The organism is Arthrobacter sp. (assembly GCF_031179385.1).
Classification (GTDB): Bacteria; Actinomycetota; Actinomycetes; order Actinomycetales; family Micrococcaceae; genus Arthrobacter_D.
Window position 1 is genome coordinate 1 of record NZ_JAPSHV010000037.1, and the last position, 23,803, is coordinate 23,803.

At 60.2% G+C, this 23,803-nt stretch carries 19 protein-coding genes and 1 pseudogene; 9 read left to right on the top strand and 11 right to left on the bottom strand.

The genetic code is table 11. From position 1 onward, the window contains the following. Positions 1–665 (top strand): annotated as a pseudogene (locus RIF85_RS07400) (D-alanyl-D-alanine carboxypeptidase); the annotation flags it as partial. 19 nt (positions 666–684) lie between these two features. On the opposite strand, the gene RIF85_RS07405 reads toward RIF85_RS07400, so the two are convergent. Together RIF85_RS07405 and RIF85_RS07410 are read right to left on the bottom strand one after the other, a co-directional pair. Beyond that, entirely contained in the window at positions 685–1,215 is a 531-nt protein-coding gene (locus RIF85_RS07405) for a hypothetical protein (RefSeq protein WP_309071275.1), read from the bottom strand. Positions 1,216–1,763: 548 nt separating this feature from the next. After that, positions 1,764–2,957: a glycosyltransferase gene (locus RIF85_RS07410; protein ID WP_309071276.1), complete on the bottom strand. Its 1,194-nt coding sequence runs from the start codon at positions 2,955–2,957 to the stop codon at positions 1,764–1,766. A gap of 203 nt (positions 2,958–3,160) precedes the next feature. Here RIF85_RS07410 and RIF85_RS07415 point away from each other — a divergent pair, with 203 nt between their 5' ends. Continuing rightward, the gene (locus RIF85_RS07415; protein WP_309071277.1) at positions 3,161–4,762 is read left to right on the top strand and encodes an ABC transporter ATP-binding protein; all 1,602 of its coding nucleotides are present in this window, start codon (positions 3,161–3,163) and stop codon (positions 4,760–4,762) included. On the opposite strand, the gene RIF85_RS07420 is transcribed toward RIF85_RS07415, so the two are convergent. Further along, entirely contained in the window at positions 4,754–5,743 is a 990-nt protein-coding gene (locus tag RIF85_RS07420) for a hypothetical protein (protein ID WP_309071278.1), read from the bottom strand. The two genes, RIF85_RS07415 and RIF85_RS07420, sit on opposite strands and share 9 nt — an antisense overlap. A gap of 84 nt (positions 5,744–5,827) precedes the next feature. Here RIF85_RS07420 and RIF85_RS07425 point away from each other — a divergent pair, with 84 nt between their 5' ends. Then, positions 5,828–7,171 (top strand): glycosyltransferase, encoded by a 1,344-nt coding sequence (locus RIF85_RS07425; protein WP_309071279.1) that lies wholly within the window; start codon positions 5,828–5,830, stop codon positions 7,169–7,171. Next, positions 7,168–7,683 carry a hypothetical protein gene (locus tag RIF85_RS07430; protein ID WP_309071280.1) on the top strand — a complete coding sequence of 172 codons (516 nt, stop codon included), beginning with the start codon at positions 7,168–7,170 and terminating at the stop codon, positions 7,681–7,683. The genes RIF85_RS07425 and RIF85_RS07430 overlap by 4 nt, the downstream gene beginning before the upstream one ends. Here the strand turns inward: RIF85_RS07430 and RIF85_RS07435 are convergent. From RIF85_RS07435 to RIF85_RS07445, 3 genes are read right to left on the bottom strand one after another with little or no spacing between them, the layout of a single operon-like run. Further along, on the bottom strand, positions 7,665–8,783 hold the full coding sequence (locus tag RIF85_RS07435; RefSeq protein ID WP_309071281.1) for a glycosyltransferase family 4 protein: 1,119 nt from the start codon (positions 8,781–8,783) through the stop codon (positions 7,665–7,667). The genes RIF85_RS07430 and RIF85_RS07435 overlap by 19 nt on opposite strands. Before the next feature lie 40 nt (positions 8,784–8,823). Next, positions 8,824–9,192, bottom strand: coding sequence for a DUF2304 domain-containing protein (locus RIF85_RS07440; RefSeq protein WP_309071282.1), 369 nt, complete (start codon positions 9,190–9,192; stop codon positions 8,824–8,826). Between the two features lie 18 nt (positions 9,193–9,210). Continuing rightward, positions 9,211–9,876 (bottom strand): glycosyltransferase family 2 protein, encoded by a 666-nt coding sequence (locus RIF85_RS07445; protein WP_309071283.1) that lies wholly within the window; start codon positions 9,874–9,876, stop codon positions 9,211–9,213. Positions 9,877–10,031: 155 nt separating this feature from the next. Here RIF85_RS07445 and RIF85_RS07450 point away from each other — a divergent pair, with 155 nt between their 5' ends. The 3 genes from RIF85_RS07450 to RIF85_RS07460 all read left to right on the top strand — a co-directional run bounded on the left by RIF85_RS07450 (position 10,032) and on the right by RIF85_RS07460 (position 15,350). After that, complete coding sequence (locus tag RIF85_RS07450; protein WP_309071284.1) at positions 10,032–11,216, top strand: polysaccharide pyruvyl transferase family protein; 1,185 nt, start codon at positions 10,032–10,034, stop codon at positions 11,214–11,216. 13 nt (positions 11,217–11,229) lie between these two features. Beyond that, positions 11,230–13,260, top strand: a complete 2,031-nt coding sequence (locus RIF85_RS07455; RefSeq protein WP_309071285.1) for a DUF6541 family protein — start codon at positions 11,230–11,232, stop codon at positions 13,258–13,260. Between the two features lie 119 nt (positions 13,261–13,379). Next, positions 13,380–15,350 carry a DUF6541 family protein gene (locus RIF85_RS07460; protein WP_309071286.1) on the top strand — a complete coding sequence of 657 codons (1,971 nt, stop codon included), beginning with the start codon at positions 13,380–13,382 and terminating at the stop codon, positions 15,348–15,350. A 17-nt stretch (positions 15,351–15,367) separates the two neighbouring features. On the opposite strand, the gene RIF85_RS07465 is transcribed toward RIF85_RS07460, so the two are convergent. Genes RIF85_RS07465 through glf form a run of 4 tightly spaced genes read right to left on the bottom strand, consistent with a single transcriptional unit; the run spans position 15,368 to position 20,197 of the window. Beyond that, on the bottom strand, positions 15,368–16,096 hold the full coding sequence (locus RIF85_RS07465) for an ABC transporter ATP-binding protein (protein ID WP_309071287.1): 729 nt from the start codon (positions 16,094–16,096) through the stop codon (positions 15,368–15,370). Positions 16,097–16,098: 2 nt separating this feature from the next. Beyond that, positions 16,099–17,001 (bottom strand): ABC transporter permease, encoded by a 903-nt coding sequence (locus RIF85_RS07470; protein WP_309071288.1) that lies wholly within the window; start codon positions 16,999–17,001, stop codon positions 16,099–16,101. Next, entirely contained in the window at positions 16,998–19,013 is a 2,016-nt protein-coding gene (locus RIF85_RS07475) for a glycosyltransferase (RefSeq protein WP_309071289.1), read from the bottom strand. The genes RIF85_RS07470 and RIF85_RS07475 overlap by 4 nt, the downstream gene beginning before the upstream one ends. Further along, the gene (gene glf, locus RIF85_RS07480) at positions 19,010–20,197 is read right to left on the bottom strand and encodes a UDP-galactopyranose mutase (RefSeq protein ID WP_309071290.1); all 1,188 of its coding nucleotides are present in this window, start codon (positions 20,195–20,197) and stop codon (positions 19,010–19,012) included. Before glf ends, RIF85_RS07475 begins: the two co-directional genes overlap by 4 nt. 112 nt (positions 20,198–20,309) lie before the next feature. Between glf and RIF85_RS07485 the strand changes: the two genes are divergently transcribed. Both RIF85_RS07485 and wecB read left to right on the top strand, forming a co-directional pair. Beyond that, on the top strand, positions 20,310–21,455 hold the full coding sequence (locus RIF85_RS07485; protein WP_309071291.1) for a glycosyltransferase: 1,146 nt from the start codon (positions 20,310–20,312) through the stop codon (positions 21,453–21,455). A gap of 32 nt (positions 21,456–21,487) precedes the next feature. Beyond that, positions 21,488–22,555: a non-hydrolyzing UDP-N-acetylglucosamine 2-epimerase gene (wecB, locus tag RIF85_RS07490; protein ID WP_309071292.1), complete on the top strand. Its 1,068-nt coding sequence runs from the start codon at positions 21,488–21,490 to the stop codon at positions 22,553–22,555. A gap of 28 nt (positions 22,556–22,583) precedes the next feature. Here wecB and RIF85_RS07495 read toward each other — a convergent pair whose 3' ends face one another. Continuing rightward, a complete protein-coding gene (locus RIF85_RS07495) occupies positions 22,584–23,717 on the bottom strand; it encodes a glycosyltransferase family 4 protein (RefSeq protein WP_309071293.1) in 1,134 nt (377 codons plus the stop codon). Between the last annotated feature and the right edge of the window lie 86 nt (positions 23,718–23,803).

A 23,803-nucleotide genomic window follows, 5' to 3' on the forward strand; every position in this document is an offset into this window, starting at 1 on the left:
GCGGCTTTGGCACCCGGTTCCAGATAGGGACCGGATGGACCGGCATCAAGTCCATCAACCCGGTGGACTGGAACGCCGATGGCACGATCGACATCCTCACCCAGTGGAACAACGGAAGCCTTAGCTACTACCCGGGCAAGCCGAGCGGCGGGTTCAGCCCTTCGGTCCAGATCGGCTCCTCCGGCTGGCAGAACTTCAGTCTCGCAGTCGGGCCCTGGGTCAAGGGACAAGGGACCACGATCGTCGGTGCACGCTCCGACGGAGCTCTCTACTACTGGCCCCACACCTCGACGCACCGACTCGGCAGCGGCGTGAAGATCGGGTCCGGCTTCGTCGGCATGCCTATTGTCATGGCGGACCACAACCTCGACGGACGCATGGACCTGCTATCCCGCGATTCCAACAACAACCTGCTGCGCTACACCGGCAGCGGAACGGGAACAATTCTGTCGGGGTCGCGTACCGCTGTCGGAAGGGGTTGGGGCGGAGTCGACGCCGTCAATGCAGTGGACGGTTTCAACGGGACAACCAGCCGCGGCATCATAGGTCGCAACACGGCCGGGTACCTTACCTACTACCCCTTCACCACCAACGGCTTCGGCGAGGCCGCTACCGTCGGCTCAGGATGGAGCGCCTACACCATCGCCGGCACACCGTTCAATTGATCCGGCGAGAACAGGCGAATCAACGGCCGGCAGCGGACCTGTAGATCGCTGCCAACTGGGGTATCAGCGACTCGGGACCGTGGTGCTGACGAACCCAGGCAGCAGCATTTGAAGCTTGGGCAGCCGCAAGGGGGTCTTCCAGTACTTCGCTAACCCGCGCTACAAGCCCGTCCCGGCCGACATTTGTCGGGAAAGGACTATCAGGATAGTAGTCGTTCCCTACCTCGATGACGGTCGGGGCACCCATCGCTACGGCCTCAAGTTCGCTTGTCGCAAGAATTCCTGACGTTTGTCCGACGACACAGTGGGCCCGGGAGAGCCATTCGAGGAACTGAGCTTTGGGCATACGTGGGACCAACCGAACTCCCAAGGCCCTGGCTTCCTCGGCGCGGCCGCCCCAGTCCAAGCCTTCAAACACGACATCCTTACCAAGTTGCGCCCTCAAATCACGCAGGAGCTCAAGTTGGGCGCTGCCGCCCTTCGACTCATCCCACCGCGACGAGAAAATCACCTTGGGCCCGCCCTCCGGACGCCACATCGGGAGCTCCATGAAGTCAACCGGAATGGGCAGATATGTCGCATCAGGGCGAAGCCGATGGGCGTGTGGACGCAGGTCAGGCGTGGCATAAACCACGTGCGCCGCCCTTCTCGCCCCCCACTCGATTGCCGGTTTGCTTGCCGCTTGGTAGGAGAACTTCCTGATATCCGTTCCATGCCAGTGCATAACAAACGGGATATACGGGCGACTGTTGGCCGCGCCGGTACGGGTCCCGAAATGTATATGCATGACGTCGCACTGAACCGCTTCCAGGGTTCTCCGTACACTCCATTGAGCCCTCGTCAGGACGGGGAACGTCGGCTTTCGGTCCAGCGGACGCATGCTTTCAGGAAGCCATGGCCGGTACCGCCAACGGTGTCCTGCCTCCCGACCGTACTTCACCAATGTCTTTCCGACGTCGGCGCAATCGAAGAAGTGAACTACCTTGGGATCGGTTCCCTCGCTGGTCATGGAGCCTAATGTAACGCTGAACGACAGGTTCGTGGGGATGCCCGCCAAGACGGCCTTTGAAGTGTCTGTCGTTGCCAGCAGCGGCCCTGCTAGACGCGTTGTCCTTCAAGATTGAGGATCGAATTCACTGCGTCGGCCCAAGGCCTAATAGCCTGGTCAGCAGATAAGGAATGGGCCGCGGCGTGGCTGTTCGCTTTGAACCTATCGACGTCGGCAGCGGAGAGCGATCGGATTGCCGCCCGGAGGGACTCGGAGGTGAAGTCGTCGGAGACCACTCCCAAATTATGTTCACGAACGACCCTTGCCATCTCTGGAGACGGGCCGATCACTACGGCAAGGCGCGCTTGAACATACTCGAACAATTTATTGGGAAGCGCCATTTCGTAGTTGAAGTTCGTCGGCGGGAGGAGAAATATCCCTGCATCGTACTCGCTCAAGGTGGAGACCAGATCCTTGAAGGGGACAGGGTCACGGAAACGAACATTCTCTATTCCTTCGGCGTGAGCCTTCAATGACTCGACAGTTCCCTCGCCGGTAGGCATGAGCATGAGGTCCAGGGTCGCGTTCTCAAGTCCCCGCATCGCATCAATCATCAAATCAATTCGCCTAGCGGGATTTGCCCCGCCGCTGTGAACGAGGCGGAGCGGAGTGCGGACCGCAGACGGTTGCAGATCAGCGTACTCGGACGCGTTCATAACGACGCTTGCCTCAATGCCATAGTCACTGCGATAGCGGTCTGCTATGCCCTGGCATACGGTGGAGACCGATTTGGCGCCATGCACTTGCCGCAACTGCCATCGGAGGTAGGGCAATCCCATCAGTGTCCAGTTGAATCCACGTCCCGGCAGTCTAGGTTCCCACTCGTGCAGGTCAGCATGGAAGCCTTTAACTGGTTCGAGCAGTGCGGCAAGAGGAACCGTATTGAGATCGTTCACGATGATGACATCGAAGGTCCCCTTCGGTACAAGATTCAAGGCGGCACGAACCCTGGGCTCATTCCGGTAGAAAGCTTCGAATCGTCGTCCCAACAGCAAGGCACCCGCCATGCGCACCTCAGATGGCCACCATCCGATGGAATCTCCGGCGATCTCATAGTGCTCCTGAACGCCATCGGGCGCGGGCCCAAAGCCACATGTTGAAATCTCGTATGAATCACTCAACAGCGCAAGCTGGCGGAGAACACGCGGATCTCGTCTCAGTGGTGAAAAACAAAGGATCAGCAGACGGGGTTTCATGGCAACCAGCCTAGCGTTCACAAGTTCGCGCACCGTACCTGCAAGCATGGGTCGAGTATTCTGAAGCAGGAATGAAAAACTTATTCAAGATTCTTCGGCCGCTTCTTGCAACACTCCCAGCGGGAAGCAGACGCTTTCTGCTGGGGTATGGGCTCGCAAGTGCGTGCCTGGCCGTCCTAGACATGGTCGCTCTTGGCACGATCGCGCTCCTGCTTCCTTCACTTGTCAGCGGCAGTGCTGTGGTCCTCCCCGTGCTGGGTGACGTATCCAACTTCGTCCTCCCAATACTGGTCGCGGTATGCGTACTCATCATTCTCAAAGGTGTTCTTGCGGTTGTTCTCCTACGGTTGGCCACCGCAAGGTTCGCGCAACATGAAGTTTCCATCGGAAACCAGCTGTTCGCTTCCTACCTGTCCTCTCCCTGGTCCGAACGTCTGAAAAAGAACTCGAGTGAACTCGTTCGCATGGTCGATGTAGGCGTTGGCATCACCGTCTCTGGCGTGCTGATTCCCGCGATGACTCTCTTCGGCGAGTTCGGAACGCTCATCGCGGTCATCGTCGTCCTCTTCGTGGCGGAACCGGTCATCGCGGTGGTTACGCTTGTCTACCTCGGGCTCGTCGCCCTTGTTTTGGCAAGGATCATCTCGCCACGGGCGGTGCAAGCGGGCAGAGACAACCGACTCTGGTCAAGCAAGACCGTCATGATGCTCACCGAAGCTATGAACACCCTTAAGGAACTGACTTTAGCTGGGCGCGCTCCCGATGTGCAGGAACGGGTAAACGAGACGCGGACCAGGAGTTCGAAGGCTCGTGCGCAGTCGATCTTCCTTAGTCAGGTACCGCGATACGTCCTCGAGACAGCGCTTATCGTCGGCTTCGCGCTCGTTGGGGGTGTAGGACTTGCGATTGGCGGCCCCGAAGGTGCCGTCAGCGCTGTCGGGCTGTTCGCCGTGGCGGGTTTCAGACTCGTGCCGTCGCTGACCCGACTCCAGGCCGTGCAATCACAAGCGAATTCGAGCGCTTCTTTTGCCAACAACGTCATGCGCGACATTCGTGCAGGAGAGGAGCTCCTCGCGGCTCGGAAACGAGATCGTCCGCAGCAAAAACTCAGCTCCGGCAAATTGGATATCCAATTGCGGGACGTCAGTTTCACCTACCCCAATTCAGACTCCCCGGCTCTCGACGATGTGACGATAACGATTCCTGCTGGTGCTCACGTCGCTTTTGTGGGCTCATCCGGCGCGGGCAAGTCAACAATCGTGGACTTGCTGCTCGGACTACTTGAGCCCAGCAGCGGTTACCTCGAAGTGGGGGGTACACGCATGGAGTTCGTGTTGGATGACTGGCGGAAGCGGATCGGATATGTCCCACAGGAGGTATCCCTCTTTGATGCAACCGTCGGTCAGAACGTAGCGCTCACGTGGAATCCTTCCAATGTTGATAGGGCAAAGGTCGAGACGGCTCTACGGCGTGCTCAGCTCTTGGAAACGATTAGAAGCCGCCCTGACGGAATCGACGCTATGGTGGCCGAGCGCGGACTCTCACTTTCGGGGGGTCAGAGACAACGACTGGGAATAGCTCGCGCTTTATACAACAATCCCAACGTCCTTGTTATGGATGAAGCCACCAGCGCACTTGATACCTCAACAGAAGCGGCAGTCACCACCGCGATCAACGAACTCCACGGAGAAGTCACCGTAATTACGGTGGCGCACCGACTTTCAACGATCAGGACCGCCGATATCGTTTTCTTCATGAAGGACGGGCGTGTCGAGGCCCAAGGGTCCTTCCATGAGGTCGTTGCGCAGGTTCCCGATTTCGCGCGCCAGGCTGCTCTAGCAGGATTAAGCTAGCTCGCGGTAGATAGCAGCGAGGCGCTCCACAGCAACATCTGGAGAATGATGTGCTTCGATCCACCGCCGGGCCTGGAGCTTCTCCGACATTGCAACCGGGTCACAAACAGCACTAGACACTTTGTCTGCGATTTCCTCGGGCGTATCCCCGCCAAGTACGGGAATGGGTGGTGGGTAAAATCCGCTGTCGACCGGAGCCGCCAGCGGAACCCCGATCGCCATCGCTTGCAACTCGCTCATCGCCAGAATTCCAGAGGTTTGCCCGACAACACAGTGCGCGCGGGAGAGCCATTCCAGGTACCTGTCCTTGGGCATCTTCGGGACGAGCTCAGCTCCTCGAGCTCGTGCTTCAGCGGCACGATCGCCCCAATCAAGGCCCTGAATACGCACTTCAGGACCCATTGCCCGACGGACCGCTGACAGCAACTCGAGTTGCCGCTCTCCGCCCTTCGAGCTTTCCCATCGGGATGAGAACGCTACGACAGGTTCACTTGTCGGTTTCCACGTGGGCACTTCAGCCAGATTGACCGGGTTCGGGAGATAGATTGCGTCACCACGCGCTGCCTCAGCGTGCGGCTTCAAATCGGGCGTGGAATACAGCACAGCAGCTGCGTTGTCCGCGCCCCACTGAATCTTCTCCCGCTGCGAAGGGTCATAGTAGAAGGTCCGAATATCAGTGCCGTGGTAATGGACGACGAAGGGCCGGCGCGGCCGCTTCGTAACAACGTCCAGCCTGGTGCCGAAGTGAATGTGCAGCAGGTCAGAATTGGCGCTGTCAAGCCAGCGCCGGGCAGTCCAGCCTGCTATCCCGGAAGCCCTTCGGAGCGATCCCAAAACGTTGGGCCCATCAGCAGCCGTATCCCGTGCGGGCAGGTACCGCCATGGCCGACCTGCGGCCCGGCCATACTCAACGAGTGTCGCGCCGACGTCGGCGCAGTCGTAGAGGTGAAGTGCGCGGGGCTCATGGGTGCCAGAGAACATAGTCCGAACCTAGCAGAGGTGTTTGGTGCCGTGGTTCTGCCCCGATGTAGAGTTGCTAGCGGCCTAGCCGAGGGAGATAACTGGATGTCCGCTGAGAAAAGACCCCATCTGCTTTATGTCGCGTGGGGGTATCCCCCTTCTCGAGGTGCAGGCGTGTATCGCGCGCTCGCCACCGCAAACGCATTCGTTCGCCATGGATGGGATGTCACCGTTCTCACTGCAAGTCGCGAGGTCTTCGAGTATCAGACCGGCACCGACACAGAGCTTGAGAAGAACGTCGATCCAAGGGTGAACGTAGTACGGGTGCCGTTCAGTTGGATCCGTGGTGAGCCGGATCTGTCCAAGTGGTCCCGCGGCCGAGTGGCATCGAATCTCCTGTGGACTTACCTACGCGCGCAGAAGGACCGTATCTCCTTCCCTGAACCGGTATACGGAGGGTGGAAGAGCGCACTGCTGAGTGCGACGGACGAGGTGCACCGGAACCATCCTGTGGACCTCGTCATTGGTACGGCGAATCCTAACGTTGACTTCATTCCTGGTTGGCACCTTTACAAGAAGGCCGGAGTCCCATACGTCATGGACTATCGGGACACCTGGCATTTGGATGTGTACCAGGACAAGCGTCTCGGATCAGTGCGCTCGCGCTCCGCACGGGCTGAGCGGCGCCTTTTGGCCCATGCTGCGGAGGCATGGTTCGTCAACGCCCCTATTCGCGACTGGCACGAGCGCGAGTATGCTCCGCGTGCATCCAATTACCACGTTGTCGCGAACGCTTTCGAGGAGGAGTTTGCTGATCAGTTCCGTGGCATGAAGCCTGCCTCCGTCGACCCATTCGATAGCGGTCTTGTATTTGGCTACCTCGGTACGATCTACGGTCCGATGCCGCTGCGTGAGTCGCTGAACGGCTGGAGGCTCGCCCGCGAAAAATCGGAGCTTGTCAGAGCGTCCCGTCTCATCATCAGGGGACGTCTTGGGCACTATTCCGAGCCTGATCCCAAAGTTCTCTCGCTTCTCGACGAGTATCGGGATGTTGGTGTCACTTATGAAGGTCCTGTCAGCAAAACGGAGGTGGCCGCCGTTTACAAGACATTTGATGCCTTGTTGCTCATTCTCGGACGAAGCAAGTATGTAACCAGTGGAAAGGTGTTTGAGTACGCTGCGACCGGACTCCCCATAGCATCACTGCACCATCCGGAGACCGCTGCAACCACTGTTCTCGAGGGACGGCAGGATTGGTTTGCCCTTAGCGAGGTTAGCGCCGAAAGTGCTTGCGAAGTATTCCTTCAAACGGCGGATCGCGCGGCGTCGATGACAGAAGATGATTACGCGAAAAACCAAAAGTGGGCGGCTCACCTCTCCAGAGAGAAACAACTCCTCCCTCGCATTCAGCACCTGCGCTCGCTCATCGGAAAGGACAGCGGCTCGTGAACGCCCCGCTTAAGGTTGTCGCCATCATCGGATCCCCGACGGATCCCGACCAGTTGCTTCGCTCCGGATTGGGTGAAGCGTCTCTCGAGGAAGAACTTGAGAGAGTTTCTCAGCGCGATGTAGCCGTGCGTCTCGTTAGCTGGCTGCCCTCCCGGGACATTCCGGAAGGCGTAGTCGTAGGCACGCCCCAGCGGGCCCCGCTGGTGGATCGTCTGCTTGCGCGCATCGGAGCCGGGAAGCTCCAGCGGGTGCTCCAGCGTTATCCCGCTGGTCGGTTGCTGAACTCCCTGGGACCGCTGGACCAGTCCCGAGTTTTCTGGCGGGCCGTGCGAGAAAACAAGAGCGCACTGTCAGTCCTCGATGCGGCCGACGTGCTCATTGCAGTTGACCTGTCGGCAGTGCGAACAGCCTGGATTACAAGTCGTCGCAATCCATCCGTCGACGCATACTACGGACTTGCCTCAACGCTGAAGGTCTTTGCCACACGATTCGCTCACACGACGTCGTCGTAGTGATCAGCCAGCTCAGCGCAACTCTTGTGCAGGCTTCGTTCTTCGACCGTGAACCTCCGTGCGGCTGCGGACATTGCACGGTACTCATCGGGTGAAAGCCCCAGCATCTGCTTGATCGCATCCGCTAGCGCTTCGGTGTTGCCTTCTTCAACCAGCACGCCGGTTGTGCCGTCGACGATCATTTCACTCAACCCCCCGCAATTGTTGGCGATGACGGGGGTTCCACATGCGGCAGCTTCCAGGGCAACAAGTCCCGCGGCCTCGCGCCATCCGTTGTGCGTCCGGCTGGGGACAGCGAGTGCCTTTGCGTCCCGCAACAGCTTCCGAACTGCTGCGCGGTCCTGGGAACCGACGAGCTCGACCCGAGGATCAGATGCAGTTGTCTGCCGGATATGCTCGCCGAGCTCACCATCTCCTGCAATCACCAATCGGTGCGGTACTTGTAGTTGCACGGACGAAGATGCGCGAAGGAGGTCCCTGACTCCCTTCCGTTCGCTCAACCCACCGACGAAGAGCAGGACAGGCTCTTCGTCTGTCTGAGCCCGATCAACCGCGTCATCCGGCGTGAAGTAATCGGTGTCGATACCCTGATAGTGCACCTCGAGCTTTTGCCGATCCAATCCGGCGGCGACAGCCTCTCCGGCAAGGAAATTACTTACGGCAAGGAGCTTGCCGCTTTGCTCGTTGGCCGCACTGATATTGCGATGATGCCACCTGGCCATCGCGGTCGAAGCCTGACGTCCGAAGGCGAAAACGTCGGCACCATGAAGAGTGGTCACCAGCGGAATACGTGAGCTTTTTGCCGCCCGTGTGGCCGGCAGAGCCCAGGTACCGAAATGCTGGTGGATGAGATGGGGCTGGAAGTTGGTGACCGCGTGCACCATCGCGGGAATGAACGCAGGCATGATAACTTCTCGCTTGCGAAACCCATGCCGGCGCAGAGGTACGAAGTCGTGGACCGGAACTCGTGTTGCGGCCTGGACGTCTGCTACCAGACAAAACATCTCGAACTCGTGCTTTCCGGCCATCAGCTCGGCATGAGTCAGGGCGAAATACGTCGGGGGAACGCGCAGCGTCCCCTTGGTGACAGCGACTTTCACACGCACCCCATCCTTGTGAAGGCAGCCATTGATACGCGGCCTAGACTGCCGGTCCGATATGGCTGTCGGAAGACTTCTTGCTCTCCCATGGCCGAACGGCTTCATCCAACGCCACACGGCGCGCGAGCTTGGTTATCGACGCCTCCGTATGCCGGAAGCGTTGGTGCGTTGTCGACATGTAGACCAGGAAACTGACGATGAAGGCGTACAGGACCAGGTCGGTGCCGCGACCAATCCCGAGCAGGTGAGCAGCCTCTGTCAACAATGACGGGAAGAATATGGAGAGTGCCGCGGTCAGCGCGAAGAGCAGGACCATGATCCTGCGAACAGCCATGTGCTTTGCATTTGACCCGCCGCGGATCAACACCAGCGAGACGATGGCGACGGCAAGGACCAGCAAGATTTGCACGATGAATAGCACGTTAGATCACCTAAAAAGTAGGTCAGCAATGATGTTGACCGAATTGAGGAGGGACTGTCCCTTGGACTTCGAATAGTCCGTGTAAATAATCTGGACCGGATGTTCGGTCCAGCGTGGTTTCAGCACGGCCAGCAACTGCACGAGCTCGGACGCATGCGCCATCCGGTTCTGCGTCAGATGGATATTGGACGTGACGCTGCGTGAAAATGCCCGGAGCCCGTTGTGCGCGTCAGTCAGCGGCATCCCGGTTGTGAGGCGGGTCTGAAATGCTGCGGTCCGCAGGACCAAGCGCTTCAACCACCCAATATTAGTGCGGTTATCCAGGAACCTGGAACCCAGTACAACCTCCGCCTCGCCCGAGTTGAGCCGTGCGACCATCGCCATCGCGTCCTCGACCCGGTGCTGGCCGTCCGCGTCGAAAGTGACCACGCTGGTCATCTCCGGATCCGATAGCGCGTACTCGAACCCGGTCTGTAGGGCGGCTCCCTGGCCCAGATTGACCGGGTGCTGAACAACGACGGCCCCCGCCTCGCGGGCAGCCTCTGCCGAAGTGTCGGAGCTGCCGTCGTCGACACAAACCACATAGGGAAAGTACGGAAGCAGTCCCCGGACAACCTCGCCAATTACGGGGGCTTCGTTGTAGAGGGGAATGACGATCCAGGTGCGACTCACCCAGCAAGTATCCCATAGCAGGCACCCCTCCCTCCGAAGGCCGCCCTAGCCGAACGCATGCAAGCTCCCGCGGTTACGGATGACGGCGGTTCTTCCAGCAGCGACGTCGTGCCGGCACACCAAGCGGCGTACGTGCGCTGCGCTAAGGTCTTTCTATGAATCGCAAGCCCCTCTATCTTGTCGGCCCGTCGGGACACCCGAATTTCGGCGACGAGTTCATCACGGCGTCCTGGCTCCGATTCCTTGCAGCTGAAAGGCCCGACGACGATGTCTGGCTCGATTGCCCGCACCCCGGTTCGGCGCAAATCCTCTTTGCCGGCCTTCATCCGCGTCTGCACATCACGAATACGCTGTGGCGGTGCGCGGCCGAGAACCAGGATCTGCCGGCATCCGAACTCACGGAACGGATGATGTCGCTGGTAACCGACCTCGGTTCCCCTTCCTTCGACCTGGGTCTGCTGATGCTGCGTGAGGCGGCCTCGCTCCATCTGATTGGCGGCGGTTACATCAACGGCATGTGGGCTCATCACGCGGCCCTCATCTACGGGATGCGTGCCGTACACAATCTGACGGGTGCCCCGCTATACGGGACCGGTCTTGGGCTCATGCCGGGTCTCTTTGACGAACCTGCCAATCGCACCCTGTTCGACGATTTCGCGCATGCAACCGCTCGGGATGCGGCGAGTTCGGACGCGTACGGGCTCGCTCAGACTCCAGACGATGCGTTTCTTGGGATAAAGCGCGAACTTGGGAGAAACCAGCGCGACGGCGTTTTCGTATGCATTCAGAGCGACACGGCCGATCCCGGCCTGGCGGACAGCGCGATCGCCACCGCGCGGGCCATCCTCGAGCCCATGGTTGCTGCCGGACGTTCCATCCATTACGTGGAAGCGGTTCCGGGAGCAGACCGCGTGGCGTTCGATCGCCTCGCTGAAATCATTCCCGCTGAGAACTTCCTGTCCTTCGCGGAAATCTGGCAGCAAGGGCTACCGCTGTCCGGACGGCAGACATGGATCACCACGCGGTTCCATTTTCATCTTCTGGCGGCAGCGGCAGGAGCGGACGGCGTCGCGCTACCCGTCAAGCCCGGCTATTACGACGTAAAGCACCAATCTCTCATTGATTTGGGGAGCCGGTGGAGCCTGGGAGGCGGTCATGCGAACAACAGCCCGGAAGGCGCCGGATCACTTGCCCTGCGACTTGACGAGCTCAGTGTGCTCAAGGAGTCCGAAGCGCGGGAGCTCTACGGCCAGCAAAGCCCCGCGCCGGCGCTCCGCGGTCCGTTGACCCGGTTCGGACGGTCCGCGGGCAGGTCGCTGGGCAGCCGGCTTCGTCGATGAGCCCTGCCTCCTGATGCTGCAGGAAATCGTTCACCTGGCAGCACTAGTGCCTGTGGGTTTGATCGCCGCCGCAATTCTCGTTGTGCCTGGTCTACTAGTCCTGCTGCCTCTTGGCACCTCTCTGCCGTCTGCCCTGGTTCTTGCGCCCGCTGTCGGGCTTGTCCCCTTGAGCGTCGCCGGCGTCGTGCTCGCAGTGCTGGATATTCCGTGGAACCTCACGACGGCGGCACTCGCCACGGCGGTCACTTTCGGTATCTTTTGGCCGGTTGGACGGCGGTTCCGGTTCGAACGGAAAGCGGTACCCGACTACGGGTGGCTGTTCGTTTCGGCTCTTGGTGCCGCCGTCGCCGCTTCATCATTGTTGACGGTGGTCGCGCTCCATAGGGGCATGGGAAGCGTGGACACCGCGTCACAGGGCTGGGACCCGATCTTCCACATGAACGCTGTCCAGTGGATACGCGAGTCCGGACAAGCCACTCCCTGGAGCGTGTCCCCTATTTTCGCTGCAGGCGGCAGCTACTACCCCGTCGGCTGGCATGTGGTGGTATCGCTGATACCGGATGACGTTGTTACAGCCTCCAACATCTTGACGCTCGTCATCGGTGGGCTCCTCTGGCCGGCCGGGCTTGCCTACCTGGCGTCGGTGATTTTCCCTGAACGCCGCGGCATCTGGCTTCTTGCCCCAGTCCTCGGTGCCTCGTACCTCAGCTTTCCCTTCGCCCAGCTCATGCGCAGCGGACAGTGGCCCAACGGCCTCGGCACTGCCCTTGTGCCTGCCGCTCTCGCCATACTCATTCTCGCCCTGCGGCTGCTGCGCACATCCCACCGGGAACGTCTTGCCGCGCAGGAATTCTGGCAGCGAAGAGTGCTCCCGACTGTGCTGGTAGCCGTCCTCACCCTGGCGGGCGCCGCGGCTGCCCATCCGGGCGCGGTGATGGCCGTCGCGGTGGCGGCGGGGCCTTTTGTGGTCGCCTATGGTGTCCCGTGGCTCGGCAGGGCCTTTCGGCACCACCGGAAGAGTGCCGTTATCTCGGCGATTGCCGGAGTTGGGCTCTTCATCACAGCGACAGCCGTCCTGGGGCAGTCCCGCCTGCTGGAGTCTGTGATGAGCTACAACCGATCCGTCCGGGCAGAGCTTCCGGAAGCGGTGCCCTTCGCGGTCTTCGATCTGGCGACCTTCCCCGTGCTGCAGCCGCCGGACATCGACGGGTTCAACCTCTACGTTGGACTCCTGGCAGCGGTGGGCGCGCTTGCCTGCCTGATCCTTCGGGGCCACCGCGCACTGGCAGTGGCCTGGATATTCTTCGTGCTCCTTCACATTCTTGCCGCGGGGCCCGAGAATCCTGCCCGGTGGCTGACAGGCTTCTGGTACAAGGACACACAGCGGATCGCTCCGATGATTGCCATGACAGGCGCCCTTCTGGCCGCCTGGGCCGTGGACCAGCTCGCGCGGGGCACGGCCCGGGTAGTACAGCGCGCAATGGAAGGCAGAAGCGCCCGTGCACATCGGCTCACCTCCGGCTACACCGCCGCTGCTACCGCCCTCCTGCTCATCGCCGTGATCTACGTGGCGTCCGACAATTTCCGCGCTGCCGAGCGGATCGCTGTGACTGCGAGGAACTATAGCGTTGACGCCAGCGGTATGGGCGTCCTCACCGTAGGAGAGCAGGATTTCATCGAGGAGGCGTCTCGCCTTCTACCTGACGACGCCGTCGTCATTGGGGATCCGTTCAATGGCGAAACCTACTTCTACACGCTCGGGCAGAGCCGGGTGGTGTACACCCAGCTTGGCTCAGCCACCTCGGGCAACGAAGCCAAGGAGTACCTGCGCACCTCGTTCAACGGGATTCATTCCGACCCGGCTGTGTGCCACGCGCTCAGCACGCTTGGGGCGACCCACTTCTACGAGGATCAGCCGGGGATGTCACACGCCAGCGACGGCCTTGCCGACTGGCCGGGTTTCTACGGCACGGACACCGCCCAGGGCTTCGAAGTTGTACACAGGCAGGGACCACACACCCTGTACAAGATCACCGCCTGCTGATTCAACCGTCGCCCTTGCGCGTCAATCCATCGTGATAGTGTCGATGGGTTCGCCAGCTTGGGTTTTTGTCCCTGATGCTCGCGCCGACCACGTCTTCTAAGATTCCGCAGGAGTACTAAATGTCCTGGTGGGCTGCCCTGCCGGCGATCGCTACGGCGATCGCCTTACTTTTGATACCTGGACTTCTGTTTTCGGCAGCGCTGCGCGCACGTGGACCCCTCGCGGTGGGCCTGGTGCCGATGTTCTCGGTGGCGCTTGCCGGTGTGACAGGCATCGTGGCAGCTTTCCTGGGGCTGGAGTGGTCGGTTTTGACCTTTCTGCTCCTGAGCCTCGTGCTGTGCGCTATCGCCTTCGGAGTAACCAGGCTGGTCGATGCACGGTTTACCCGCACTTTTTCCCCGCGGTTGGACCGGTTTTCGGTGACAGCTGGGCTCGTCGGACTGGCCATCGGCGGGGCGGCTTCCGTTTACAACATTTCTCGGGCACTCGGGGCCCCGGACAATATTGCGCAACGCTACGACAACGTCTATCACCTGAACGCGGTGAGGTATGTCCTGGAGGAAGGCCAGGCATCGAGCCTCACCCTCGGACGCATGGTCAACCCCGACGCCGGCATAGCCATTTACCCTGCGGCCTGGCACAGCTTCGCCTCGATCGTTGCACAGCTGAGCGGCCAGTCGATCCCTGTGGCGATCAATGCCCTCAACATCGTTATCTGCTCGCTGGTCTGGCCCCTCAGCGCGGTCCTGCTTACCCGGGTCATCGTCGGCCCGCGGCCGTTCGCGGTCCTCTTTGCCGGCATCTTCGCGGCAGCATTTCCCGCGTTCCCCCTGGGTCTGCTCGACTTCGGTCCCCTCTACCCGAATCTGCTCTCCTATTCGATCCTTCCGGCTGTCCTTGCCGTCGTCGTATCCGTCCTGAAGTCACCCGGCGGCTTGGGGTTCAGTCCGATGGGCTCTTTCATAGCCCTTGCCGCCGGCCTGTCAGGTTTGTTCACCGCTCAACCGAACGGCTTTTCGGCGTTGCTGGCCCTCAGCGTGCCACCCCTCGTGTGGAAATGGTGGACTTGGGCGCGGACGAGATACCGGACCGGCGCCGCCCGGTCACTGGTGGTTCCCGGCGTCGTCGCGGTCATGACAGCAACAGCTTTCCTTGCCCTTTGGCGGGCGTTGCTCATCACTGGCTATGACAATTGGCTACCATTCAATGACAGCCGTTGGGATGCGATCGGTGAGGCGCTCACCAGCGCACCGCACGGGCGCGATGCCGCCGTGGTTCTAGGCATCGCCACCGCGGCCGGGATAGTCGGCATCCTGAAAGGGAGAGCCCCGCTCTGGTTGATCGGCGTGTTCGCGGTCGCCGTTCTGCTCTATGTGATCGCGGCAAGCGAGCCTCGTGGCTTTGTCCGCATGGCATTAACTGGATCCTGGTACCAGGATCCGCAGCGGCTGGCCTCCCTTCTGCCGATCCCGACCATCGTTGTTGCGGCATTCGGAGCGGCCTACCTCCTCACCGGCGGGCGTCGTCTCGTGCAGCGCGTCCTCAATGCTGGATCCTCCCGCCGAAGGGCGTCAGTAATACTTGCGGGAATGCTGACCCTGGCTTTCGTCGCCCTGGGCGCGTTATATAGTCAGCGCGGACCAATCGACCAGATGGTCGTCGCCACCCATCTGAACCACACATACGCGGGCAATCCCACTATTCTCTCGCCCGCCGAGCGCGAGCTGCTCGAGCGCCTAGACGAGGTTGTTCCGGACGATGCGGTAGTCGGTGTCAATCCCTGGAATGGAAGCGCTCTGGCCTATGCGTTCAGCGGGACCGAGGTCACCCAGTACCACATGGGAAAACTGTCGACGAATTTGTCACTCATTGCACGTGAGCTGGACTCGGCTGGCGCTGCGTCGGAGGCATGTGCCGTAGCTGAGGAACTGGGAGTCAAGTATGTCCTCGACTTCGGTGATTATTACCTGCTGGATCGTCCGCTGGCACACTCCTACCCGGCCTTTGATGAAGTCGATGGCGCTACCAACTATGAACTGGTGGACGAAGAAGGCGATGCCAAACTCTATCAAGTGACCAATTGCGGCTAGCGCCGAGAACCGAGAATTTACTGTCTCCGGATGTGTGCGATGGCCTCAGCGACGGGCGCGTCGTGGACGACGCGCCCTTTTTCCAGCACGATGCCGCGCCTGCAGATCTGCGCGATCAGATCGAGATCGTGGCTGACTACTACCAGTGTCTTCCCGGCCTCCGCCAGTTCCTTGATCTTGCTGATGCACTTGCGCTGAAACGGCTCGTCCCCCACCGCGAGGATTTCGTCGATCAGGAAGACATTAGGGTCCGTATGAACAGCAACCGAGAATGCCAACCGCAGGTACATACCGGAAGAGTAGAACCGGACCTCTGTATCGATGAACTCGCCGATTTCAGCGAAGTCGACGATTGAATCAAATTGTCGGTGAATGTCCTTCTCGGACATTCCAAGGATGGCGCCGTTAAGAAAGACGTTGTCCCTCCCGCTCAGATCAGGGTGGAACCCGGCCCCCACTTCAATGAGCCCCGCTACCCGCCCCCGCGTCCGTACCGTGCCGGTGTCCGGCAGCATAACACCTGAGATGTGTTTGAGAAGGGTGGATTTTCCGGAACCATTGAAACCCAGCAGGGCTACCGTTTCCCCCTCTTCCACTGTCAGGGAAACGTCATTTAGCGCGGGGAAGGTTTTGGACAGGTCGCCCTTCCTTCCCTTCAGGAGCCACAGCACCGTCTCCTTGAGAGACCTCGTATGCCGCAGGGCGAACCGCTTCTGGATGCCTGCTATCTCAATCGCCAACGCCATGTCTATAACTCCTGCGCGAAGCGGCCCTCAAGGCGCCTGAAAAGGTACTGTCCGAGGATGACCGTAAATAATGCAACAGCGAGGGCAACCGGAAGCCACACCGGCAGAAACCCCGGTGGAAGTTCAAACTGCTGATCTGTGGTCGGCAACCAGAAGGCGTAGTGGAAAGTTTCTACGCTAACTGTCAGTGGATTGAGCATGTAGATGGACAACGCTGTGTCGCCAAGTTGCCGCCGTACCATTTCCCAGGAATAGAGGACGGGCGATGCCCACGTGGCCACCATCAGCAGCATGTCAACGAGATTCTCGGCGTCGCGGTAGTAGACGTTGATGGCACCGAAGATCAGGCCCAATCCGGTAGCGATCAAAGCAGCGATAAGAAATCCCACGACGGCCACGATCAACTGCAGGACGGACGGAGACCAACCGGTAAACAGACACGCCACTACCAGAATGACTATCTGCGGGAGGAAGTGAACACCCGATACCCATATTGCTGATACCGGGAATAGCTCCCGCGGCAGATAGATCTTTTTGATCAGGCCGCTGTTACCTACGATAGACCGCGATGCATTGCCAAGGGCTTCCGAGAAGAAGTTGATCAGCACGATGCCCGAAAACAGGTAGATCGCGTAGTTCGGAAGCCCGTCAGGGTTCCTGTCGCTCTGCTCGAGCCCAAGGAAGATGCCAAGTGCTATATAGAAAACAATGAACTGGACGCCAGGTTTCACATAGGACCAGAGAAGCCCAAGCACCGATCCGCGGTACCGGACCTTGATCTCCTTGTCGACCAGGAGTTTGAGGAGGAATCGATGGCGTGCGACATCGCGCAGACCCGCTCCCCGCCCGGGTACCCTCAGCTCCGCCTGCGCAGGCCCCTCTGGCTCACCTGAAACTGCCGTCATTCCGCCTTGTTTCCGTGCGCACCGGCTGCGTAGAAAGTCTCAGCCCATACCGTGGGCGACGTGAATTGCGGCAGGGCGGCCTTGTAGGCTTCGGCGAGTTCGTCCCACTGCGCCAACAGACGTCGGTGAAGCGATGCGCTGCGGAGCGCCAGCTCCCGGGCCTTGCCGGTGTCGCGTTTGTGCCAGGAAACCCCGGACCCGTCCGATGAAGTCACGAGCGCGGAGTCCAGCTGCGAGAGCCTCCACCAGCGAGCGTCCATGGCCGCGATGTGCTCTTCGGGATGTTCCCTGGCCTCTCCCGGAACGGGCTTGACCTGGTGTAGAACACCGCTCGCCACCTTGACCAGTGCCGCCGGAATGCTGCGGGCCTGCGTCGGTCCCTTGCCCTTTCGTGGCGGCTTGCTGCGCTTCACCGCGGGGAAGGATGCAGGGTCGGCTGCGACCCGTGCATCGTCGAACTGCGCCCGCGTCGCGCGTACTTCCCCTAGCTTCGAGCCGAGTGACCGGTGCAGATGGTCAGGACCCTCCAAAATGTCTTCGAGTGCCTGCAAACGCAGCTCTACCGACGAATACTGCATGGACAGAAGGTGACGGACGTCCACAGCGAGACTTTCCTGAGGCATCCGCCCGCCCCGCTTGTACGGCGAGTACAGGAGGGTCGCGAGCCACCGGTTGCGCTGGTGATAGTACGCCTGCCAGTCGATCGTGTCGTCTTTTTCGGTCCACGGCATGTGCCAGACGGCGGCGCCGGGCAGCGTGACAGTCCGGTACCCGTTCGCCTGTGCACGGATACCGTACTCGACGTCGTCCCACTTGATGAAGACAGGCAGTGCCAGACCAATGCTATTGATGATCTCGCTGGGAATGAGGCACATCCACCACCCGTTGTAATCGACGTCGATCCGGCGGTGCATCCACGGGGTGTCACGCAGATTGCTCGCTGCGAAGTCGTGAGCCTCTTCCGTGTTCGGCGAGGATCCGTAGCGAAAGCGGTACCAATCCACGGATTCGCCGAAGTGGTGCATAACGGAGCGCTCAAAGAGGTTGAACATGTGGCCGCCCACGATGGTGGGCTCCGTCGTGAAGTCAGCGAACTGCGCCGCCCTTAGAATTCCCTCTGTTTCCATCTCGACGTCATCATCGAGCAGCATGACGTAGCTACTCTCGGAGTCGTTGATGGTTTCCAGCATGCCCCTGGCGAAACCGCCCGAGCCGCCCAGGTTCGGCTGGTTCACAACGACCAGCCTTCCACCAAGGCTGGCTTCCGCTTCGGCGAACCCTTCTTCTGCGGCTACCTTCTGCGTTCCCTGATCCGTGACGATGACGCGGTGAATGACGTCCATCAGTTCAGCGGATGAAGCGATGGTCTTCAAATTTCGAACGCAGTAGTCCGGCCGATTGAACGTGGTGACCGCGATTGTGAGTTTGCCGGTGCCAACGTGCTGAGGCGCTTGGACACTCCAGTGAGCGTCCTGAAGGGTGACCTGATCATCGTGTGCAGAAAGATCGAACCAGTACCAGCCGCCGTCGCCGAAGTTGGCGAGCGGCAGGTCGACGGTCAGCGAGTGGCCTTCCGCCGCACCGACCTTCTGGCTACTGACCCTGTTTACGATTCCGCGAGCTGTGGATCGGTAGATGGCGATAGTTGCATCGGCATCAAGAGTGACGCTCAGCCGAACCGTGCGGATGCCCGTGTGCGCGCGCCAGTAGCTGGCCGGGAATGCATTGAAGTAGGTGCCCATCGACACCCGTTCGCGCGGCGGAAGTGCCAGTTGACGGCGGTTGAGAACGTAATCAGGGTGGGTCTCGGCAGGCAGGGCGGTCGCGGACGTTCCCTTCGAGGACTGTCCGTCCGGCTCCGGTCGTACCCGCCGCGGGCTGTTGAAGTCGGCATATAGCGGCATGGTGTCCACGTCGCCGCCCTCCGGAAACACAACTCTGTGGACTGTCCGCCAAGTCTGTTCCTGGTCGGGGCTGCTCATCTGATCATTCACAACTGCAGGAGTACTCATGCGTCGATTCCCCCACTCTCGAGCGTTGCGCCACCGTTGAAGTGGGGCTTGATCTTGTTATCGAACATGGACAGCGCGGACCCGATGGCCATGTGCATGTCGAGGTACTTGTAGGTTCCCAAACGTCCGCCGAACAGGACCATGTCCTCGCCTTTGGCAAGGTCCCGATATGCCAGGAGCTTCCTGCGGTCGGCTTCGGTGTTGATGGGGTAGTACGGTTCATCACCCTTCTCGGCGAACCGCGAAAACTCACGCATGATAACTGTCGCATCCTTTGTGTAATCCCGCTCCGGATGGAAGTGCCTGAACTCGTGGATGCGAGTGTAGGGAACGTCTTCGTCGGGATAATTCATCACCGGGCAGCCCTGGAAGTCCTCGATCGGGAGCACCTCCTCCTCAAGGTCGATGGTCCTCCATGACAGGTCACCCTCGACGTAATCGAAGTACCGGTCAACAGCGCCCGTATATACAACTGGAACCTGGCCGCGGGTGGCCGTTCGGGAATACGGGTGCCCATCATCGAAGAAGTCAGTGTTCAATTCCACAGTGATGTTGGGGTGCGCAGCCATGCGTTCAATCCAGGCGGTGTAACCGTCAATTGGAAGGCCCTCGTACTTGTCGTTGAAGTACCTATTGTCATAGGTGTAACGGACAGGCAGTCGCGAGATGATTTCTGCCGGAAGGTCTTTGGGATCGGTCTGCCACTGCTTGCCCGTGTAGTACTTGATGAACGCTTCATAGAGCGGTCTGCCGATGAGCTGGATTCCCTTGTCATTCAAATTCTCGGGATCTGTCCCAGCGAGCTCCCCTGCCTGCTCCTGAATCAGCGCCCGCGCCTCACTGGGACCCATTGAAGCGCGGAAGAACTGGTTGATAGTTCCAAGGTTGATCGGCATCGGGTACACCTCACCTTTGTGGCTCGTGTACACCTTGTGCTGGTAACTCGTGAAGTCGGTGAAGCGATTGACGTATTCCCACACGCGTTCGTTGGAAGTATGAAAGAGGTGCGCTCCGTAGCGGTGCACCTCTATACCCGTTTGCTTCTCGTTTTCGCTGTAGGCGTTGCCGCCGATGTGATGGCGGCGGTCCAACACTGCGACCTTCAGGCCGAGTTCCTCGGCAGCACGCTCGGCCACTGTGAGGCCGAAAAAGCCGGAACCTACGACGATAAGGTCAACGTTCACAAAGTCTCCTGTAATGGATGAGCAGCAGCGCGGCAGGTTTCCCCGCCCGGTCTAGGTTACCCGACCCAACATTGGCGTGCCGACGGGTGGTATGCCCAACTACAGTGGTGCCATGCGTCCCAGGATCCTTTGCATCTCCTTTTCCGATATCCGCGCAGACTCGCGGGTGCTTCGGCAGATCGCGGTTCTAGCGGAGTTCGGTGACGTGACGACCGTAGGGTACGGAACCAAACCAGAAGGTGCTTCGAATCACCTCGAAATCGAGTCCGACCTGCCGTCACTACCTCAAACGCCCCTTGGTGTGGCCCTCTTGGCGGCGCGTCTGTATCGGCTGGTCGAATTCCGAGCCCCAGCTGTGAAGAGGGCTCTTAACCTCGCCCAAGGCGACTGGGATCTAGTCGTTGCAAATGAAGCTCGAGCACTCCCCTTGGCCCGCCGAATAGCGGGAGAGGGCACACCAGTCTGGGGCGACATGCACGAGTGGGCGCCAGAAGAGCGGGTGCACGTTCTGTCCTGGAAGATCCTGATCAAACCCTTCATGACCTGGGTATGTGCTCGGCACCTCCCCCACGTCACAGCTGTGTCCGTGGTCAACGATTCGATCGCCGCCCTCTATCGTGCCCAGTTCGGAATCCAGACGGTGACAGTTCGGAACGCCCGCCGGCTCGTCGACGTCGAGCCATCGCCGATGCTGCCTGGCACCATCCGACTGGTTCACAGTGGAGCAGCTGTACCGGGGCGAAACCTCGAAGGGATGATGCAAGCAGTTGGAATGCTCGGACGGGGCTACACGCTGGACCTCTATCTGGTTCCAGCGCGCGACGGCGGGAAATACAAGGCTCATCTGGAGGGTTTGGCGAGAGATTACGGCAACGTACGGCTCCTGCCGCCGGTGGCTCCGGATGATCTTCCCAACGTTCTTAACGCGTATGACGTCGGGATATTCAGTCTTCCACCGCAGACCCGCAATCACGCTCTCATGCTTCCCAACAAGTTCTTTGACTTTGTGCAGGCCAGGCTTGCGATCGTTTTCAGCCCATCTCCAGAGACATCGCGCCTCATTGAGCAGTACAAGCTCGGTGCAATAGCAGAAGATTTCTCGCCGGAAGCCCTTGCGCGAGCTATCGGCTCACTGAGCAGGGAAGCCATTGCCGCCTTCAAGCAGAACGCACACGCGAGCGCCCGTGCCCTCAGCTCGGAAACCGATGAAGATGCAGAACGGACTGTAGTCAAGGAGCTCCTGATCTCGGCGACCTGAGCGCCGGAGCATCAGGAACTAGAGTGGAACCCATGCAAATTCTCAGCGTTGTAGGCGCGCGCCCTCAGTTCGTGAAGTTGGCGCCGATCGCTTCCGCACTCCGGGGCAAAGCCGACCATCTCATAGCGCACACCGGACAGCACTATGACGAATTGATGTCAGATGTCTTCTTCCAGGATCTTGGTATCCCCGCACCGGACTTCAATCTGGCCGTGGGCTCGGGAACGCACGGACGGCAGACAGGGGCCATGCTGGCAGGGCTTGAAGAGGTACTCGAGCAAACCCGGCCAGACTGGGTGCTCGTCTATGGCGACACTAATTCGACGCTCGCGGCCGCCGTAGCCGCAGTCAAGATGCACATTCCGGTAGCGCACCTGGAGGCGGGGCTGCGCTCGTTCAACCGACGGATGCCGGAAGAGCATAACCGGGTGCTGACCGACCACGCGGCCGATCTCCTCCTCGCACCCACCGAAGTTGCAATGAAACACCTCGCAACGGAAGGTCTGGCTGGCCGCAGCGTACTGGTCGGAGACGTTATGACCGATGTGCTGTACCGGACCAGGGATGCTGTGCAGGCAAAGCACGAGCCGCTTCCCGAAGGCCTCGCTGCGGGTCAGTACTACGTCAGCACCATCCATCGTCCAGACAATACAAACGACGCGGACCGGCTGGGTGAGATTGTGGATCAGCTGGCGAGTCTGGACAAACCTGTCCTCCTTCTGGCCCATCCCCGCCTGCGCTCTCTAGCGGAAGGTCATGGCATCGCGCTGAATCAGGGCGCGGTTAAGTCAATATGTCCCCTTGCGTACCCGCAACTAATCAACGCCGTCCAGCACTCCGCGGGCGTAGTCACCGATTCGGGCGGGTTGCAAAAGGAAGCGTTCCTGCTGCGCGTTCCCTGTACAACTGTGCGGCCAGAGACAGAGTGGGTTGAGACGGTCGAGCTTGGCTGGAACGTTCTCGTGTCGGCTGACTTGAGCGAACTGAAGTCAGCGGTCACCCGGCCGACGCCATCGGCGACCAACGCAGCTCCGTACGGATCGGGACAGGCAGCACACCAGGTGGCGGCTGCCCTTCTCGGCAGTATCGGAATTCACTAGGCCGAACTTCTTCGGCAAGTACCTGAACCTATGCAGGTTGCGCAGCCAATACGGCTGCGGCAGCCCGCTCACCAGCCGTGCGCAGCGATGCGTTGCGCCGCACCCAGTCAATGCGCGACTCTGAGTTCCCGTCTTGCCCGGCAAGAAATCTTCGCATTGCCTCCGCAACCAGGGACGGCTCGTAGTCGACGCTTTCTCCAAGATGGTTGTCAGCAACCATGGTGGCGCACTCCCCGGCGCCGGCGTATATGACAGGCGTTCCGCACGCCGCCGCAGCGTAGATCTTCGTGGGCTTAGCGAAGTCGTATCCCTTCCCCGGAACGATGCTGACGAGCGCAGCAGCGGCTCCGCGGATCCATGAAGCAGTCTCCTCGGGGGACTTCACCCCGCCAAAGATCACCCTGCCCGGCACGACCTCCTCAGCAAGTTCGCGCAGTTTTGTTTCTGACGCACCCTGGCCGAGGAAGTACAACCGAACATCTGTGTCGTCTTCAAGCATTTTGAGGGCCTCGATGAAGACCTCGGCGCCTTGCCATTCCGACATCGTGCCCGTGTAAACAAAATAGGGATGTCCCGGCAGTACACGCGGCCCGTTCGGGCTGAAAACCTCAGTGTCTATACCGTTGCCTACAACAATTACCCTGTCCGGCGAAACACCGAATTGCGGTAGCTGATCCGCCACCCCGTCAGATATGGCAAGCACATGCGAGGCGTTCCTTAGGGCGACGCCCTCGATCCAACGCATAACTGAAACCACAGGCGCCGAAGCGCCCATGGCGATCACGGCATCGGTCCACACGTCCGCCGCATAATAGACGTAAGGCCGCCTCCTCACCCAGGAGGACACAGCAACGATCAGCCCGGTGGTGGGTGGCGGCTCTGAGACGATCACATCTGCGCGGCTCAGGATCAACCGGAAAAACAGTGGCAGGTCGAAACTCAGATACTGAACATACCCGCGAACATTCCCCCCGCGGTCACGGAGAACCGGCCAACGTGAAATGCCACGCTCCGAACGGCCCCCATTGGGCGGCACGGTCGTCATTACCGTCACCGACGCCCCTGTACTCTGCAGAGCAGTCACGAGCGCTTTCAGCCGAAAAGCGGCGGCTCCAACTTCAGGTGGAAAAAGTCTGGTGGCAAGAACGATGCGCGGATTCACGCCGGGATGTCCACCATTTGGCCGGCGCGGGCTGAGTCGATCATTGCCTCAGCCACACGGAGCGTGTTCAGGCCTTCGCGCATGGT